Origin of the sequence: Pseudomonas sp. BF-R-26 (assembly GCF_019947395.1) — a bacterium.
Classification (GTDB): Bacteria; Pseudomonadota; Gammaproteobacteria; order Pseudomonadales; family Pseudomonadaceae; genus Aquipseudomonas; species Aquipseudomonas farris.
In genome coordinates this window covers 196,824-213,601 of sequence record NZ_JAGYGK010000007.1, presented here as the reverse complement: position 1 = coordinate 213,601, position 16,778 = coordinate 196,824, and the positions used below count along the sequence as shown (strand labels likewise).

General features: G+C 60.5%; 13 protein-coding genes and 1 pseudogene. 9 read left to right on the top strand and 5 right to left on the bottom strand.

Annotation, left to right across the window (positions count from 1 at the left end):
- Positions 1 to 34 precede the first annotated feature (34 nt).
- Positions 35 to 406: pseudogene (locus KGB18_RS12405) on the top strand (TIM barrel protein); the annotation flags it as partial.
- Here KGB18_RS12405 and KGB18_RS12400 read toward each other — a convergent pair.
- Positions 384 to 1,031 (bottom strand): hypothetical protein, encoded by a 648-nt coding sequence (locus tag KGB18_RS12400; protein ID WP_223569996.1) that lies wholly within the window; start codon positions 1,029 to 1,031, stop codon positions 384 to 386. The pseudogene KGB18_RS12405 and the gene KGB18_RS12400 overlap by 23 nt on opposite strands.
- Positions 1,028 to 1,594 carry a methyl-accepting chemotaxis protein gene (locus tag KGB18_RS30050; RefSeq protein WP_411736818.1) on the bottom strand — a complete coding sequence of 189 codons (567 nt, stop codon included), beginning with the start codon at positions 1,592 to 1,594 and terminating at the stop codon, positions 1,028 to 1,030. Before KGB18_RS30050 ends, KGB18_RS12400 begins: the two co-directional genes overlap by 4 nt.
- A gap of 1,321 nt (positions 1,595 to 2,915) precedes the next feature.
- On the opposite strand from KGB18_RS30050, the gene KGB18_RS12390 reads away from it, so the two are divergent.
- Genes KGB18_RS12390 through KGB18_RS12375 form a run of 4 tightly spaced genes read left to right on the top strand, consistent with a single transcriptional unit; the run spans position 2,916 to position 7,223 of the window.
- Positions 2,916 to 3,773 (top strand): sugar phosphate isomerase/epimerase family protein, encoded by an 858-nt coding sequence (locus KGB18_RS12390; protein WP_223569994.1) that lies wholly within the window; start codon positions 2,916 to 2,918, stop codon positions 3,771 to 3,773.
- Positions 3,766 to 4,815 carry an isopenicillin N synthase family dioxygenase gene (locus KGB18_RS12385; protein ID WP_223569993.1) on the top strand — a complete coding sequence of 350 codons (1,050 nt, stop codon included), beginning with the start codon at positions 3,766 to 3,768 and terminating at the stop codon, positions 4,813 to 4,815. Before KGB18_RS12390 ends, KGB18_RS12385 begins: the two co-directional genes overlap by 8 nt.
- Before the next feature lie 25 nt (positions 4,816 to 4,840).
- Entirely contained in the window at positions 4,841 to 5,638 is a 798-nt protein-coding gene (locus KGB18_RS12380; protein ID WP_123721792.1) for a transporter substrate-binding domain-containing protein, read from the top strand.
- Between the two features lie 49 nt (positions 5,639 to 5,687).
- Positions 5,688 to 7,223, top strand: a complete 1,536-nt coding sequence (locus KGB18_RS12375; protein ID WP_223569992.1) for an amino acid ABC transporter permease/ATP-binding protein — start codon at positions 5,688 to 5,690, stop codon at positions 7,221 to 7,223.
- 52 nt (positions 7,224 to 7,275) lie between these two features.
- Here KGB18_RS12375 and KGB18_RS12370 read toward each other — a convergent pair whose 3' ends face one another.
- The 3 genes from KGB18_RS12370 to KGB18_RS12360 all read right to left on the bottom strand — a co-directional run bounded on the left by KGB18_RS12370 (position 7,276) and on the right by KGB18_RS12360 (position 11,046).
- Positions 7,276 to 8,040, bottom strand: a complete 765-nt coding sequence (locus KGB18_RS12370) for a substrate-binding periplasmic protein (protein WP_201062166.1) — start codon at positions 8,038 to 8,040, stop codon at positions 7,276 to 7,278.
- Between the two features lie 135 nt (positions 8,041 to 8,175).
- On the bottom strand, positions 8,176 to 9,081 hold the full coding sequence (locus KGB18_RS12365; protein ID WP_223569991.1) for an alpha/beta hydrolase: 906 nt from the start codon (positions 9,079 to 9,081) through the stop codon (positions 8,176 to 8,178).
- A gap of 189 nt (positions 9,082 to 9,270) precedes the next feature.
- Positions 9,271 to 11,046: a sigma-54-dependent Fis family transcriptional regulator gene (locus tag KGB18_RS12360; protein ID WP_223569990.1), complete on the bottom strand. Its 1,776-nt coding sequence runs from the start codon at positions 11,044 to 11,046 to the stop codon at positions 9,271 to 9,273.
- Positions 11,047 to 11,333: 287 nt separating this feature from the next.
- Between KGB18_RS12360 and KGB18_RS12355 the strand changes: the two genes are divergently transcribed.
- The 4 genes from KGB18_RS12355 (at position 11,334) to KGB18_RS12340 (ending at position 16,764) form a co-directional block, all read left to right on the top strand.
- Positions 11,334 to 12,809: a benzaldehyde dehydrogenase gene (locus tag KGB18_RS12355; protein ID WP_123721797.1), complete on the top strand. Its 1,476-nt coding sequence runs from the start codon at positions 11,334 to 11,336 to the stop codon at positions 12,807 to 12,809.
- A gap of 59 nt (positions 12,810 to 12,868) precedes the next feature.
- Positions 12,869 to 13,636, top strand: coding sequence for a coniferyl-alcohol dehydrogenase (locus KGB18_RS12350; RefSeq protein ID WP_123721798.1), 768 nt, complete (start codon positions 12,869 to 12,871; stop codon positions 13,634 to 13,636).
- A gap of 101 nt (positions 13,637 to 13,737) precedes the next feature.
- Positions 13,738 to 15,387: a DUF1302 domain-containing protein gene (locus tag KGB18_RS12345; protein WP_201062163.1), complete on the top strand. Its 1,650-nt coding sequence runs from the start codon at positions 13,738 to 13,740 to the stop codon at positions 15,385 to 15,387.
- Between the two features lie 15 nt (positions 15,388 to 15,402).
- Positions 15,403 to 16,764: a DUF1329 domain-containing protein gene (locus KGB18_RS12340; protein ID WP_223569989.1), complete on the top strand. Its 1,362-nt coding sequence runs from the start codon at positions 15,403 to 15,405 to the stop codon at positions 16,762 to 16,764.
- Positions 16,765 to 16,778 lie beyond the last annotated feature (14 nt).

Sequence of the window (16,778 nt, the reverse complement as noted above, 5' to 3'; positions counted from 1 at the left end):
AGCACGGTAGTGCTGTCCTGGAACATTAATCATCAGGGACATGCGCGGGGCGGGCTTTTTCCTCAACCGCCAGGATCAGGCCCAAGCCATCTGCAAGGAAGTGGGCGCCAGTAACTTGAAGGTTCAGTTCGACTGCTACCACTGCCAGATCGTCGAAGGCGACCTGGCCACTAAACTGCGTCGGGACTTCGACGGCATCGGTCATATCCAGATCGCCGGCGTGCCGGATCGACATGAGCCGGACCTGGGAGAAGTCAATTACCCGTATCTGTTCGAGTTGATCGATCAGTTGGGTTATGACGGCTGGGTAGGGTGTGAATACCGGCCGCGTGGTAACAGCAGCGCGTCCTCGGCACCGCTGCGAAGTCGAATGGTTATCTGCCTCAGTCCAGATCCCGGCGGATAGCGTCGAGGCGTTCGTCGAGCAAAGGGGTGAGCAGGGCGTAGCACTCCGCCGGGGTGATAGACACGGTCTTTGTACCGATCAGGCAACTTTGAAGTCGTTCGAGAGCGTCGTGCAGCGAACGGGGGGCATGCCTGAGCAAGCGCTCATGCAGGTACTGCAATTGCACAAGCATTTCCAATGGGCAACGCTGATGGGCGGCGGCGCGTACCGACAGGCCGCGCAGCCGCCCCAGGTCTTCCAGCTCCCAACAGCGCTCGGCGATGCTCGGGGGCTGAAGATTGAGCGCACAGCGTTGCAGTTCGAGGTGCTGGATGGCGCCGAGCAGGTCTTGCAGCAACCGGCAATGGCCATCGAAATCCGTAGGGTCGCGGCGCAGTGCGTTCCAGGCCTGGCACTGTGCGGAATACGGCCACTCCCTCCAGCGCTGGTCGAGCGCGTGACCGAGTGCCTGGCAACGCTGTTGCGCCTCGCGGGTGATCTGTCCACCGAGGCCGCGATGCTGCTGCAGACCTTGCAGCAGGTCGAGGCCCAGCAAGAGAGCCTGTTTCAGTCCGGTGTCAACCTGTGGCAGACGGATTCGTCGGGATTGCCCAGCATCGAGTGTTGCGCCGAGTTGTAGGTTCATGGGCGGCTTCCGACGGTGAGCTGGTTGAGATAACGGGTCAGATCATGCAACGCATGGGTTTGCATGCTCTGCTCCTGCACCGCCCCATTGACCTGTTGCAACTGTTCGCTGAGGGCATGATTGGCTTGCTGGTGCTCGCTGAGCGCCAGTTGCATGGCGCCGAGGTGTTGCAGATTGGTCTGGCTTCGTCGAGCCAGGTCGTCGAGGTTGGCGGCGAGGTGCTCGCTCTGTTGGCTGCCTGATTCCAGCAAAGCACGGTGTTCTTTGACCTCGCCGTCCACCTGGCGCACGGCTGTGGCGATCGCCGTCGCGGCCGTGGTGATTTCGTTGGTCGCCCGGTCGGTGGCCTGGGCCAGGCTGCGGACCTCATCGGCGACCACGGCAAAACCGCGGCCGTGCTCACCCGCGCGGGCAGCCTCGATGGAGGCATTGAGCGCCAGCAACTGGGTCTGCCTGGCCAGTGCCTGGATGCTAGTGACGGTGCTTTCCACTGCGGTAGTGCGCTGCAGCAATGCTTCCACGGCGTGAGCGGTATTGCCCAGGCTGTGCTGAATGGTGAGCATGCTGCCACCCACTGAGCGCGCCTCCAGACAACCGGATTCGCTCTGGGCATGGGCGTTGGCGAAGGCCGCCAGCGCACCTTGGGCCAAGGCATCGATGCTGTGCAGGGTCTGATCGATCTGCTCGCTGGCGGCCGCGATCATGGCGATTCGCTGGCTTTGTTCCTCACCCTGGTCGCGGGCCTGTTGGGCCATCTGCTCCAGGGCGCGGCTGGCGAACTGTACCTCGCTGCGCAAGCGTTCGTTGTTGCGCAGTTGCATGCTGGCTGCCACCAGTAGCGTCGCTGGGTCTGCATTCTGGGAGCCGTGTAGCAGCCGTGCCAGTTCAGCGTCCCAGAATGTCTGCAGATGGCGTTGATGGCGCTCGCGAAGTTGCCAGGCGCAGCCTAGGTAAAGGACGCCAGGTATCAGGGTCAGTGCGCTTGTGGGTTGTTCGGCCAGCACGAGACCGCAGGCGCCGAGGGCCAATCCAAGCGGTAACCAGAAACCGGTTCTACTGCGTTCGAGCAGGGCCATACCGGGTTTGAACAATGCTCTGAGGGCTGTGCCGGCGGGACGCGATTTGCCGCCGCTGTGCAGAGCGGCGATGGCATGACCCGAGGGGAGTATTCCTTGAGCAGACATGAGGATTTCCTTTTGTACCGGGATGAAAGCAAAAACGGCGTACGCCCACCTTCCACCATGTGGAAGGGAGCGGACGCCGTTGCCCGTGATTCTTTGCGAAGCCATCGTCATTGATGGCTCAAGCCTGATCAAAAGCCTAAGCAAGTTGTTTGCCAGCCTTTGCGGTCGCCAGCGCATCAGCCTGTCGCCCCTGCAGTGAAGGGGAGATTCCATTTCGATGGCCAGGGCTACGAAGGCAGAAAATGCGATCAACGCACCAGTCGCGGGAATGGCTGAGCCGCAGTGCTCTGTTCTGGTTCGTGCGCATCAGCACTGGTCGCACTCTTTGTAGCAGCTGCCGAGCCTGCGAGGCTGCGTTCGGCTGCGAAGCAGTCGTGAGTCCGGCTGATGCGGTCTGCCTGACACATCGCGAGTTCTGGTTTTACGACTGCTGCGCAGCCGAACGCAGCCTCGCAGGCTCGACAGCTGCTACGGATCGCATTGCGGCTTACAGAGTGCAAGAAAACCCGGCATGGTTAGTTCATGAATTTCTGAACTAACTATTTGCTGCAGCCTATTCAATCATTTGCCGATAGGGTCTTAGGATCCTCCCCACGGGACTGACGCCATCAGAGCAGCAGCCCGCAGCATCCCCTTTCGACTGCCCAGTAAACGCCACCAGCCCAATCCGCTAGTGGCCCGACGCAGCCGAGAGGAATGCATGAAGCTAGAGATTTTCCGCACGTTGTGGGGCTATACCGCCAGCAAGGCACAGGCCCTGGATGAATTGCTCGCCGCCGGCTTCGATGGCATCGAAGCACGTCTGCCGCTGCAGGCCGATGAGCGTGGCGAGTTCGGTGCTTTCCTGCGCAGCAATCGGGTTCCCTATATCTGCACGCTGTTCAGTGCTTACGATGTATTGCCCGACCAGAACGCCACACCCGCCCAACACTTGGCCGACATTGATCGCAAGCTGGGTTGGGCCACGGAGCTGACCCCACGCTTCGTCAATCTGCTGGCAGGCAACGACCGCTGGCCGCAGGCATTGCAGGTCGAGTTCTTCGGCCAGGCCATGGAACTGGCCGCCAGGCATGGGGTGTTCTGCAGTTTCGAGACTCACCGCGCCCGTTCCCTATACAGCCCTTGGGTGACCCTGGAACTGATCCGCCAACTGCCGGGACTGCGTTTCACCAGTGACATCAGTCATTGGGTGGTGTGCTGCGAGCGATTGCTGGACGACCCGGCCGACGATCTTTCGACCTTCGTCGAGCGTGTGCATCACATTCAGGCCCGGGTCGGCTATGACCAGGGCCCGCAAGTTCCCCATCCCGCCGCCCCGGAATATGCCCGTGAACTGGCGTTTCATCAGCGCCACTGGGAGGCCGTCTGGACCTCTCAGCTTCAGCGCGGCTATTCGGTCAGCACCCTGACGCCGGAGTTCGGTGCCGACGGTTATCTGCATCACTTGCCCTTCACCAATATGCCGGTGGCCGACCTCTGGACCTTGAACCAGTGGATGGCCCGGACCGAGCGCGAACACTTCGACCGTTTTAGCCGTGAAGGAGCCCGCCATGAGTAATACCTCGTCAACCCAGGCCAACTTCAACAGCATCCCGGTGGTGAACATCGCCGGACTCTTCAGTATTGAACTGGAGCACCGCCTGGCGGTGGCCGAGCAACTGGGTCGCGCCGCCAGTGATGTGGGCTTTCTGTATATCACCGGGCATGGCATCGATCCGTTGCTGATCGAGGGCCTGCGCCAGGCGGCCAGGGATTATTTTGCACAGCCGCTGGAAGCCAAGATGCGCCACTACATCGGCGCCTCGCAAAGCCATAAAGGTTTCGTGCCCGAAGGTGAGGAGGTGTATTCCAAGGGCAAGCCGGATCATAAAGAGGCCTTCGACATCGGCTTCGAAGTGCCTGTGGATGACCCTCTGTTCCTCAACCGTACGCCGCTGCTGGGGCCGAACCACTGGCCTGACGTGCCGGGCTTCCAGGGCGCGGTACAAAACTACTATCAGGCGGTGTTCTCTCTAGGTCGCCGACTGTTCGATGGCTTCGCCTTGGCCCTGGGGTTGAAGGAGGGCTACTTCGACGCGCTGGTGACTCGCCCACCCTCCAAGCTGCGACTGATCCATTACCCCTTCGACGCCGAAGCCGTGGATGCCCCGGGTATTGGCGCACATACCGACTACGAGTGCTTCACCATCTTGCATGCCGATCAACCGGGGCTGGAGGTGCTTAACGATCAGGATCAATGGATCGACGCACCGCCAATGCCCGGTGCGTTCGTGGTGAACATCGGCGACATGCTGGAAGTCATGACCGCAGGGGCTTTTGTCGCCACTGCCCACCGGGTGCGCAAGGTCGCTCAGGAGCGCTACAGCTTCCCGCTGTTCTACGCCTGCGACTATCACACGCTGATCAAACCGCTGCCGGCTTTCGCCAAGGATGCCGGGGATTACGAGGCACTGGCGATTGGCGAGCACATGTGGAGCCAAGCGCTGCAGACCTACCAGTACCTGCGCAAACGCGTGGAAAACGGCGAGCTTGAGCTGCCGTCCCGGGCTCGAAAGCCATCGAGCTTCGGCCGCCTGAAGAACACCACCACTCATTCCTAAAAAACAACCAACGGAGCTTCCCACGATGAAAAGCCACTACGCCCTGACCAAACTGAGCCTGCTCGCCGCTGGCCTGTTCTGCGCCAGTACCGCCTTCGCCAGCACCGCGACCCCCGGTGTGTTGAAGGTCGGTATGGAAATCACCTACCCGCCGTTCGAGTCCTACGACGCAGACAAGAATGTGGTCGGCTCCGACCCTGAGTTGGCCCACTCCCTGGCCAAGGCGATGGACGTCAAGGCTAACTTCGTCGATACCAAGTTTCCCAATCTGATCAACGGCCTCAACGCCGGGCATTACGACGCGATCATTTCCGGCATGTACATCACTCCCGAACGCCAGCTCCAGGCCCGCACCATCGCCTACGCCAATACCGGCGCCGCGATCATGGTGCCCAAGGGCAGTGAGTTGACCCCTCAGGTTCCTGAAGACTTGTGCGGCCTGAAGATCGGCCTGGAGCAGGGCACCACCTGGGTTGGCAAGTTCACCCAGTTGTCCAGCGACTACTGCGTACCGAACAACAAAGGCGCCATCACCGTCAACGAGTACCCCTCGGCTCCCGAAGTGACACAGGCGCTGCTCTCGAAGAACATCCAGGCTCAGGTGGAAATTGCTGGCGCCGCGCACATGATCGCCGAGCGTACCAACGGGCGGGTAGTGGTCAGCTCGCAGAAGCTGGTGTACCCGCAGACCTTGGGTATCTACGTGAAGAAAGACGCCGATGCTACTTATCAGGCGCTGGTCAAGGCCCTGGCCGACAGTAAAGCCAGCGGTGAGTACGCCACCATTCTCAAAAAATATGATCTGGAACCGGTCTCCGAGTAATGGCTGAAACCGCGCCCTCGGTCGAGGGCGCGGCTCGCACGAGGTGTCTATGCAATTCGACTGGTCTTACTTTATTTCGCTGTTCTCCAAGACTGACTTCTGGGCGGCGAGCCTGACCGTCATCGAACTGAGTGCCCTGGCCTGGTTCCTGGGGATGTTGCTGGGCTTTGTTCTGGCATCAGCCAAGTTGTCCAGCTTGCCCTGGCTGCGCATGCCGGCGTCACTCTACATCTGGTTCTTTCGCAGCATTCCGCTGCTGGTGCTGGTGGTCTTCATCTACAACCTGCCGCAGCTGCTGCCCGGTGCCGGGCCGGTGCTGTCGGTGCCGTTCTATTCCGGCCTGTTGGCGCTGGTGGTCACTGAGGCCGCCTACATGGCTGAAATTCATCGTGGCGGACTGATCTCGGTCGCCAAGGGGCAGAAGGAAGCCGGCCGTGCTCTGGGTATCGGCCTGTTCGGCCTGCAAAGGCTGATTGTGATTCCCCAGGCGTTTCGCATCTCACTGCCAACGTTGATCAACGAATACATCACAGTGGTCAAACTGACCTCGTTGATCTCGGTGATTTCACTGACCGAACTGTTGACCGTCGGCCAGCGCCTGTATGCCCAGAACTTCCTGGTGATGGAAACCCTGGCGGCGGTGGGTGTGTATTACGTGCTGATCGTCACTGTGTTCGGCTTCGCCCTGCAACGCCTGGAATGCTACCTGGACCTCAACCTGCGGACACCGCAAACCCTCGATAGCGCCTCGGCGAAAGTGCTGCGTGACAGTCTGGCGCCTGTAGCAACGAGCAAGTTCAAACCCCCGGCCAAAGGCGCCGCCCCGGCCCTGCAACTTCAGGGCGTGCACAAACGCTACGGCGATCATCATGTGCTCAAGGGCATCGACCTGAAGGTACAAAGTGGCCAAGTGATTTCTATCATCGGCCCGTCGGGCTCCGGCAAGACCTCGCTGATTCGGACGGTCAATGGCCTGGAGCGCATCGATCAAGGCGAAATCCTGTTGTTCGGGGAGAGCTTCATCAATGCCGAGGACAAACCGGATAGCCATCGGATTCGTCAGGGCGTACGGCGCATCGGCATGGTGTTCCAGAACTTCAACCTGTTCCCTCACCGGACGCTGCTGGACAACATCAGCCTCGCTCCCCGTTATCATGGCGTCAGCCGCGCACTGAGCGAACAACGCGCCTGCCAGCTACTCGACAAGGTCGGCCTGTTGGCCCACGTCCACAAATATCCGCATCAACTGTCCGGGGGCCAGCAACAGCGCGTGGCTATTGCCCGGGCCATGGCCATGGACCCGGACATCCTGTTATTCGACGAGCCCACCTCGGCGCTGGATCCGGAGCTGGTCGGCGAGGTGCTCACGGTCATAGGCAATCTGGCCCGGGAAGGCATGACCCTGCTGATCGTCACCCACGAGATGGACTTTGCGCTGTCGATCTCTGACCGGGTGATCTTCATGGAAAATGGCCACATTCAGCTGGATGCCTCGCCACAGGAGATCCGCGAGGAGCCTGAGGCTCATCGAGTGCGGCGGTTCATGGGGTTGCAGGAGCCAGCGGAGGAGAGATGCCTGTCTTGAATGGGTTTAGCCGCCCCGGCAATACGCAGAATGAGCGGCGCTGTCGGTTCCGTTATTGCGACAAATAGCTCTTCTGTATACGCGCCAGAGTGCCGTCATCGCGAAGCTTTTCAACCGCCTCGCGCAGGTCTTGCACCAGTTGAGCGGAGCAAAGCCTGGAGCACGCCAGATAGAGCTCCGCTCTGTTCATGACGGGGCTCATGAACAGCTTGCGTTCAGACATTTTCGGCCAGATGTATTGACTCTCGGGAACACCGTTGAACCAGGCATCAATGCGACCTTTCAAGAGCATCTGCGCGGGGTTGTCGCCAATGGTCAGGGGGTAGATCTGCTCGTCGCTGAAGCCTTGTGTGCGCAGGATTTCCTCCTGCGCACTGCCGAGGCCGACGCCGATCACCCGGTAGGTTTTTTTCGCTTGCGCGAAGCTGCTCACCGGCCGGTCAAGGCTGAAAAAAGCGCGCTCCATGGGCATGATCGACGCGATCCAGGTGAAGTGATCTTCGCGTTCAGGCGTGCGAGACAAGGGGGTTATCAGAAGATCCTGCTTCTCGCTGACGTATTTCTGCGCTCTGGCCCAGGGAAGCCCATGGACATGAGCGACATAGCCAGCGTTGGCAATGGCCGCCAGGACGGCTTCTCCGACCATTCCGTGGCCTTTGGAGCCATCGATAAACGTCAGTGGCGGCGCGTCAGGGATATACAACTCAAGCGGCAATGGCGCGCCTGAGGCGTTACCGGCAATAAGCAACGATACCGAAAGACAAAACCTGCAAAGCGCTTTTGTATTGGCAATTAATACCCATGAGCTCTCGCTCATGGTTGATAGGTCAGGCATTGAACGTAGAAGGGCGCCACAAGTCACCAGTGGTGTTGATCACAGAAATGATGAGTTTGCCGACCGTTTTTTGTTATTGAATCCGGTATCGACACGGCATTCTACGCAAACTTGAGGTCAGGACACATCTTCCCTCAGGTGCCGAAGGAGGAAGGCGCTGATCTGGTCCAGTGCCCGGCGGGCTTCTTCGAGTTGATCGCTCATGGCCTGGAAGACATGAATCATTCCCGGCCAGACGTCCAGATGTACCGCCACTTCGGCGCTGGCCAGGCGGCTGGCGAGCCGGGTTGAATCGTCCAGCAGGCATTCCCGGCTGCCCACCTGGATCAGCACTGGCGGTAGACTCCGAAGGTCACCGTACAGGGGGGAGGCCAGCGGATTCAGTGGCTCGGCGCCCTGCAGATAGGTGTCGGCCATAAGGGTCTTGCCAGCAAGCGGGCCGAGCAATGGATCTCGAGTCTTCTGCAAATTCCAGGACTCTCCGGTCTGAGCCATGTCCACCCAAGGCGACATCACTACCGCAGCCGCGGGCAGCGGCAAACCAGCAGCCTTGGCAGCCAGCATCAGAGCCATGCACAGACCGCCGCCGGCACTGTCTCCGGCCAGCACCAGGTGCTCGGCGTTCACACCGTTTTCGAGGAGTGCACGGTAGACGTCCAGCGCATCTTCTATGGCGGCCGGGAAAGGGTATTCCGGGGCCAGGCGGTAATCGATGCACAGGGTACGAATCCGGCTGCGGGCTGCCAATTGGCTGGTGAGCGGGCGATAGGCCCGGGCACTGCCGAATGAGTAGCCTCCGCCATGCAGATACAGCAACACGAAGTCAGGCCGGGCATCTGTGGGAATCGCCCAAAGCCCGCTGACGCCGGCCAGATTGGCGGCTTCAAAGGTCACGCCCTCGGCACAGGAGCCGGCGCCGAAGAGTAGTTCGGCCTGTTGGCGCTGCTGATCGACAGTCAGCGCGCTGAGGGGAGGCAGTTGGCTGAGTTGTTCAATGATGCCGTCGATGTTGTTATTGGGCATGTGGACTCCGGGGCGCGTGTTATGGGGAAAACAAGTTAACTTCAAACATAGTTAATTGTCATAACTATATTGGCAAGATAATTTCGTTTTATCCTCATCTACGACGGATAGCCGTTGCTACGCTAACCTCCGTGCCTCAACAAGAGCAGGGCTACCTATTGAGGTGGGCCTGCATTGACTCAGCCTGAGTCAAACCGATGCCTGTCGGTACTTCTTCAGTCGGTAGGCAAACTGTGCACGACTTAATCCCAGCAGTCGCGCGGCGGCGGCGAGATTGCCTTCGCTCTTTTGCAGCGCTTCGTCGATCAAACGCGACTCCAGGCCTTCAATGGAGAAGCCGTGTTCCAGGCGAGCCAGGGTTTCCAGCAAGGCTGGACGAGGCTGCGTGCTGGCGGGGCTCGGGTCAGTGGCTGCGAGGCTGCCATTGCCGTCCAGAGAGTACGCCTCCTGTGGCATGGGTTCGTTGCGAAACAGGTGGACCAGATCGATGGCTTGACCGTCTTCGCTGGCGATCAGGCCGCGCTCGACCAGGTTCTGCAATTCCCGCACGTTGCCGGGAAAGTCATAGCGCAACAGCACTTTGAGCGCGCGCATGGTCAGCCCGGCGGGCTTGCGGGCGTAGGCCTGACAGAAGCGCCGCAGGAACGCATTGACCAGCAACGGGATGTCGTCACGACGTTCGCGCAATGGCGGCAACGTGATGGGGTAGACGTTGAGGCGGTAGAACAGGTCCTCGCGAAAGTCTCCGGCCGCCACGGCTTTGCGCAAGTCGACATTGGTTGCCGCCACCACCCGGACATCGACCTTGATCGGCTGGCTTGCACCGATGCGCTCGATCTCACGCTCTTGCAATGCACGCAGCAGCTTGCCTTGGCCCGGCAGGCTGAGGCTGGCGATTTCATCGAGAAACAGGGTGCCACCGTGAGCCCGTTCGAAGCGTCCAGGACGCGAATGGGTCGCGCCGGTATAGGCGCCGCGTTCGACACCGAACAGTTCGGCCTCAATCAGATTGTCCGGGATCGCGGCGCAGTTGAGGGCCACGAAAGGTGCTTGATGGCGTGGGCTGAACTGATGCAACTGACGGGCGAACAATTCCTTGCCGACGCCGGACTCGCCGCTGAACAGCACCGTGGCAGGCGTCGGCGCAACGCGCTGCAAGGCGAGGGTCGCGGCGTTGAAGGCGGCGCTGGCGCCAATGGGTTTTTGCCCGCCGGGTAATTCGCTGTCGTCGTCCTGGGGCGCCGGCGCCGGGGCCGGGCGCTGCTTGGGGGCGACGCTGGATGGCGTGGCGGTGAGATAACTCAGGTCCTGTTCGACATCGCCCCATTGCTCGGCGGTCTTGCCGATCACCCGGCAGCACTCATGGCCCATGCCCCGGCATTCGGTCTCACGGAAGATCACCAGACGACCAAACAAACCGCTGACATAACCGATGGCGTAGCCCAGTTCGGTCCAGCACACCGGATCCTGGCCGATCCCGTGGGCGGCGATATGTTCGTCGGCCTCACAGGAGTGGTGCCAGAGGAATTCACCTTCATAGAAGCCCGAGTCGGCGTCGAATTTGAAGTGCAGGGGTTCGACCTTGGTCATGCCTTCGAGTGTGTGCAGGCGCGTGCCGGCCGAGAAAACCGCCGCGGCATCGGCGTCTGGCCAGCGCTCGCGGATCAATCGCGCATCACGTGCGCCGGACAAATAGCCGGTGCGGGTAAACAGACCGCGAGTCTGTTCCAGTCCCTGGCGCTCGATAATCTCCCGCCGCAGCGCGCCGAAGGATGAACTGTGCAATAGCAGCATGCGCTGGTCGTTGAGCCAGATACGTCCGTCAACCGGGGAAAAGAACAGGCATTCGGCTAACTCGGCCAAGGTCGGTGAGTTGCCCTCGGTCAGTTGAGTGCTGTCTCCCCGGGGCGAGAAATGTTCCTCCTGCAACGCGAGATGAGGAAGCAGCGAATGGGGATTATTCATTGTTATATGCCCCTGAACGAGTCGACTGATCGAAATGATCAATTAGCAAAACAGTTATTAAACATAACTTTATCATTTGGACAAGTGGCCGGTTGTCGACCGAGGGCCAAACGCCTTGCCCTATTCATCAGTGCTCTTCTCAAACCTTCAGACCAGAGCCTTCGCCACCTAAAGCGCGTGGCAACGGAAGAAGTCGGCACAGCCCTTGCTCTAGTGCTTTCACGACGCTGCATCATTTTCGCGAGGCCGCGTCAGGCAATTACAAACACAAGAGCCGGGAGACCGAAATGTCGGTAAGTGAACCATCTGATTTTCTGCGGGACGCACTGTGGTGCGAACGCATCTTCAATGGCGACTGGATACGTCCATTGGGCGGCGTCAACAGAGTCATCGAGCCGGCCACCGGCGAGGTACTGACCGTCACAGGATTAGCCGATGCGGCGGACATCGCGTTTGCCAGCCTGACCGCTGCCCGTGTTCAACCGGCCTGGGCGGCATTGGGGCCACGGGAACGCGCAGAGATCTTTCGCAAAGCCGCAGCCCTGGCCCAGCAACATTTTGCCGAACTGGCGCTGTACATCGCCCGGGAAAGTGGCGGCAGCCTGTTCAAGGGTGAACATGAGGTTCGCGAGGCGATCGTCTTGTTGCATCAGGCTGCCGGTCTGCTGTCGCAACCCCATGGTCTGGTCCTCCCAAGCGAAGCGGGGCGTTTGTCCTATGCGCGCCGGTTGCCCCATGGCGTGGTCGGGGTGATCTCGCCGTTCAACTTTCCCCTGGTGCTCTCCCTGCGTTCGGTGGCACCGGCGCTGGCGGCCGGCAACGCGGTGGTGCTCAAACCCGATCCGCAAACCCCGGTCAGTGGCGGTTTCATCATTGCCCGGTTGTTCGAGGCGGCCGGTTTGCCAAAAGGGTTGCTGCAGGTTTTACCGGGCGCAGCAGTGGCCGGTGAGGCCCTGTGCCGCGATCCGCATGTCCGGATGATCGCGTTCACCGGTTCTACCGCAGCCGGGCGCAAGGTTGCGGAGGTGGCTGGGCGTCATCTGAAAAAAGTCGCTCTGGAACTGGGCGGCAAGAACTCGTTGATCGTGCTCGAAGATGCCGATCTTGAGTTGGCGGCGAGCAATGCCGCCTGGGGTGCCTGGCTGCATCAGGGGCAAATCTGCATGGCCACCGGACGCATCCTGGCCCACGAATCAATCGCTGAAGAACTGGTCCGCCGGCTGGCAGAGAAAGCCCGGGCAATCACGGTCGGCAATGCCGCTCGCGGTGAGGCGGTATTGGGTCCTTTGATTAACAAACGACAGTTGCAACGCGTGCATGAAATCGTCACGGAGAGTGTGACTGCCGGGGCAACACTGCAAGCCGGCGGCGAGTTTGAACGGCTGTTCTACCAACCCACGGTGCTTTCCGGCGTGCGCCCGGGCATGCGCGCATTTGACGAGGAGATCTTCGGCCCGGTCGCCACGGTGGTGAGTTTTACCAGCGACGATGAGGCCATCGACCTGGCCAACCGCACCGAGTATGGCTTGTCCGCAGGGATCATTTCGCCTTCGGTCGGGCACGCGATGGCGATTGGCGAGCAACTCAATTGCGGTCTGCTGCACATCAACGATCAGACGGTGGCCGACGAATGCATCAACCCGTTCGGTGGGCGCGGCAACTCGGGCAATGGCGGCAGCGTTGGCGGTCCGGCCGACTGGGACGAATACACCCAATGGCAATGGGTGACGATCAAGGATAAGGCGCCACGCTATCCGTTCTGACGGACAGGACCAGACCGACGAGGTCGGGCGAGTACACAAAAATAATAAGAGGACTCAACATGAAACTCGACAACAAGATTGTGCTGGTGACCGGGGTCTCCTCGGGTATCGGCGCTGCTACTGCAAGCCTGCTGCGCGCCCACGGCGCCCACGTGATTGGCGTCGATCTGAAGGCGCCGCACATGACCCTGGACGGTTTTGTCCAGGGCGATCTGAGCAGTGCCGAGAACATCGACCGACTGTTGCCGCAGTTACCGGCACGGATCGACAGCCTGTGCAATATCGCCGGGGTGCCGGGCACTGCAAACCCGCAATTGCTGGCGCAGGTCAACTACCTGGGGCTGCGTCACCTGAGCCAGGCATTGCTGCCGCGAATCACCGCTGGCGGCAGCATCGTCAATATCGCCTCGATCCTCGGCGCCGAGTGGCCGTTACGCCTGGAACAGCACAAGGCGCTGGCACGCATCGAAGGTTTCGCCGCCGCGCAAGCCTGGCTGGCGGAGCACCCGGTACCAGACGAAACCTGCTACCAGTATTTCAAGGAAGCCTTGATCGTCTGGAACTACCTGCAGGCGCAGCCCTGGTTTCTCGAACATTCAGTGCGTATGAACAGCGTGGCGCCGGGCCCGGTCTTCACGCCTATCCTCGGCGACTTCGTGAGCATGCTCGGTGAAGCACGAACCCAGGCCGATGCCCATCGCATGAAACGCCCCGGTTATGCCGATGAGGTGGCGGCGGTGATCGCTTTCCTGTGTGCCGATGAGTCGCGCTGGATCAACGGCGTCAACCTGGCAGTCGATGGCGGATTGGCCTCCACCTACATCTGAAACGCACACCTATAGACAGCGGTGCAAGCCGCTACCTGAGCATGCTGGCTGGTGCCATGCGTGCAAAGCCATGCCAAAAATAAAAATAATGAGGAGCGTCCATGGACAACGTTAAACGTTGCTTTCGTTTCAAGCATTGCGCCCTGTTTCTGGCGTTATGCAGTGCAGGTGTGATGGTCGAAAGGGCCGAGGCCATGCAAATGGACCTGGGGGATTCGGACTGGAAACTGCGTTGGGACAACACCATCAAGTACAGCCAGGCTTGGCGTCTGCAAGGTCAGGACAGCCGATTGGTCAACGCACCGACCGCCAATGGCCTGTACCCCTCGATCCAGAGTCAGGGCGATAAAAACTTCAGCCGCGGTCTGGTCTCCAACCGTCTGGATCTGTTTTCCGAAATGGACCTCAGCCGGCAAAACTATGGGCTGCGTGTGAGCGGCGCAGCCTGGTACGACGATATCTACAACCAGGACACCGACAGCAGCGAGCAACCGCATTTCCTCAGCGAAACCCGCAAGCTCCACGGTCGCGATGCGGAAATTCTCGACGCCTTCGTGTTTCTGCGCGGTGACCTCGGCGAAGACTCCCAGGGCGTGGCGCGTCTGGGCCGACACAGCCTGATCTACGGTGAAAGCCTGTTCTACGGCGGCAACGGCATTGCCAATGCCCAGGGCCCGACCGATGTGGTCAAGTTGCTCAGCGTGCCGGGAACCCAGTTCAAGGAAATCCTGCGTCCGGTCAATCAGATCTCCGGGCAGTTGCAGATCAACCCGCAGTTGTCGGTGGGCGCTTACTACCAGTTCGAGTGGGAACGTTCCAATCTGCCCGGTGCCGGCAGCTACCTGAGCGATGTCGATGCCATCGGTTACGGCAGCGGTTCGCTGCGCGAAGTGTTTGGCAACGACACCGTGAATGGCGGCGATCTGAAACCGAGGAACTCGGGGCAGGGCGGCATGCAGATTCGCTTCAAACCGACCGGGACCGAACTGGAGCTGGGTTTCTACGCCGCGCAGTATCACGACAAAGCCCCGATCGGCCTGTACGCCTACCTCGACGGTGCAGCCGCGGCAGCCACCGGGCTGCCGATCCTTAGTTCCTATCGTCAGGTCTACGCCGAAGATATCAAGACTGCCGGCGTCAGCTTCTCCACTGCCTATGGGCCGTTCAACTTTGCCGGTGAAACCTCCGTGCGCTGGAATGCGCCGCTGGTGAGCAACCTGCAAGTGGTGACCCCAGGCACGGAGGCCGATGGCGGCGATGACGCACTGTTTGCCCGGGGCAAAACCGCTCACGCCAACCTGTCGGCGATTTACCTGCTATCGCCTACTGCTTTTTGGGATGGCGGCTCGGCACTGGCCGAGCTGGCGTGGAACCGCACCCTGAGCGTCACCGAGAACGCCGCGGCCCTGGATTCCAACACCACCCGCGATGCCACTGCGTTGCGGGTATTGGTGGAGCCTGCGTACTTCCAGATTGTCGACGGGATCGACCTGACCGTGCCGATCGGCATGGGCGTGGTGCTCGATGGGCGTTCTTCGGCCGTCAACAAGTCGGGCTTCGGCAATTCCCATTCCGGCGATTGGAGTGTCGGGCTCAAGGCGACCTACCTGCAGCGCTGGGATGTCGGCCTCAACTACGTGAACTTCTTCGGGGCCCCGAAAGCCGGGCTGCGCGAGGACGGCAATTTCAGTTACGGGCAGTCGCTGGCCGACCGTGACTTTGTCTCGCTCTACGTGAAAACCTCATTCTAATAAGGTGGATTCGCCATGCAGAACAACGCTTTCCTGAACACTTGCGTCCTTACCCTGGCCCTGGCTGGCATCAGCCTGGCGCAGGCAGCGGTGTCGCCTGAACAGGCTGCACGTTTGAAGTCTGAACTGACGCCCCTTGGCGGCGAGCGCGCCGGTAATGCCGATGGCAGCATCCCGGCCTGGGACGGCGGTTACACCAAGGTCGCGCCGGGCTACAAACCGGGTGACAAACGTGCCGATCCATTCGCCGGTGAGAAACCGCTGTATTCGATCAAGGCCTCGAACATGGAGCAGTACGCCAACGTGCTGGCCGAAGGCACCAAGGTTCTGTTGAAGAAATACCCGGACTATCGCCTGGACATATACCCGACCCATCGCTCGGCAGCAGCCCCGCAATGGGTGTATGACAACACCGGCAAGAATGCCACCCGTGCCACGCTGGATGTGGAAACCGAAAAAGTCGCCAGCGCCTATGGCGGCATCCCGTTCCCGATCCCGGACAACGGCGCGCAAGTACTGTGGAACTACCGGTTGTCCTGGCAGGGCGGCGAGACCATCAGCTCGCCGTTCGATACCTGGCTGATGACCGCCGGTGGCAAGAAGGTCCAGGCGACCCGAGCCCTGTTCAGCTATCAGTTTCCCTACTACTCGGAAAGTGGCAGCCTGGAAAATTTTGCTGGCAAGTACCAGGTTGGCAAGCTGCTGACCGAACTGCCGTCATCCAAGGCCGGCGAAGGCCTGATGACCCATTGGGACATGGACCCGGCCAACCGTGCGGCCTGGCAGTATCTGGTCGGCCAGCGCCGGGTACGCCGAGCGCCGAACATCGCCTACGACACCCCGGACTTCGTCACCTCTGGCGTCGGTCTGTTTGACGAAGCGTTCATGCTGTTCGGGCCTACCGACCGCTACGATCTCAAGCTTGCGGGCAAGAAAGAACTGATCGTCCCCTACAACAATAATCGTGCCGGCCTGGCCAAGAGCGACGACCTGGTCAAACCGAACTTTCTCAATCCTGATCTGGTGCGCTGGGAGAAGCATCGGGTCTGGGTGGTCGAGGCCACGCTCAAATCCGGCAAGCGCCATGTGGTGCCGCATCGGACCTACTACGTCGACGAGGACTCCTGGCAGATCCTGATGGTCGACGGGTATGACGCCCAGGGCAAACTGGGACGGCAGATGTATTCGCTGACGCTGCTGGCGCCAGACCTGCCGGCGCTCACTGCGCAAGTCATGTGGGGCAGCTACAACCTCGATACCGGCGCCTACTTCCTTAACTCTTCGAGCAACGATCTGGCGGTCCAGTACCAGACGATCGCAAAACCTTCGGCTTCCTATTACACACCGGATGCCATGGCCAACGAAAACATGCGTTGAACCATGGGGCACCG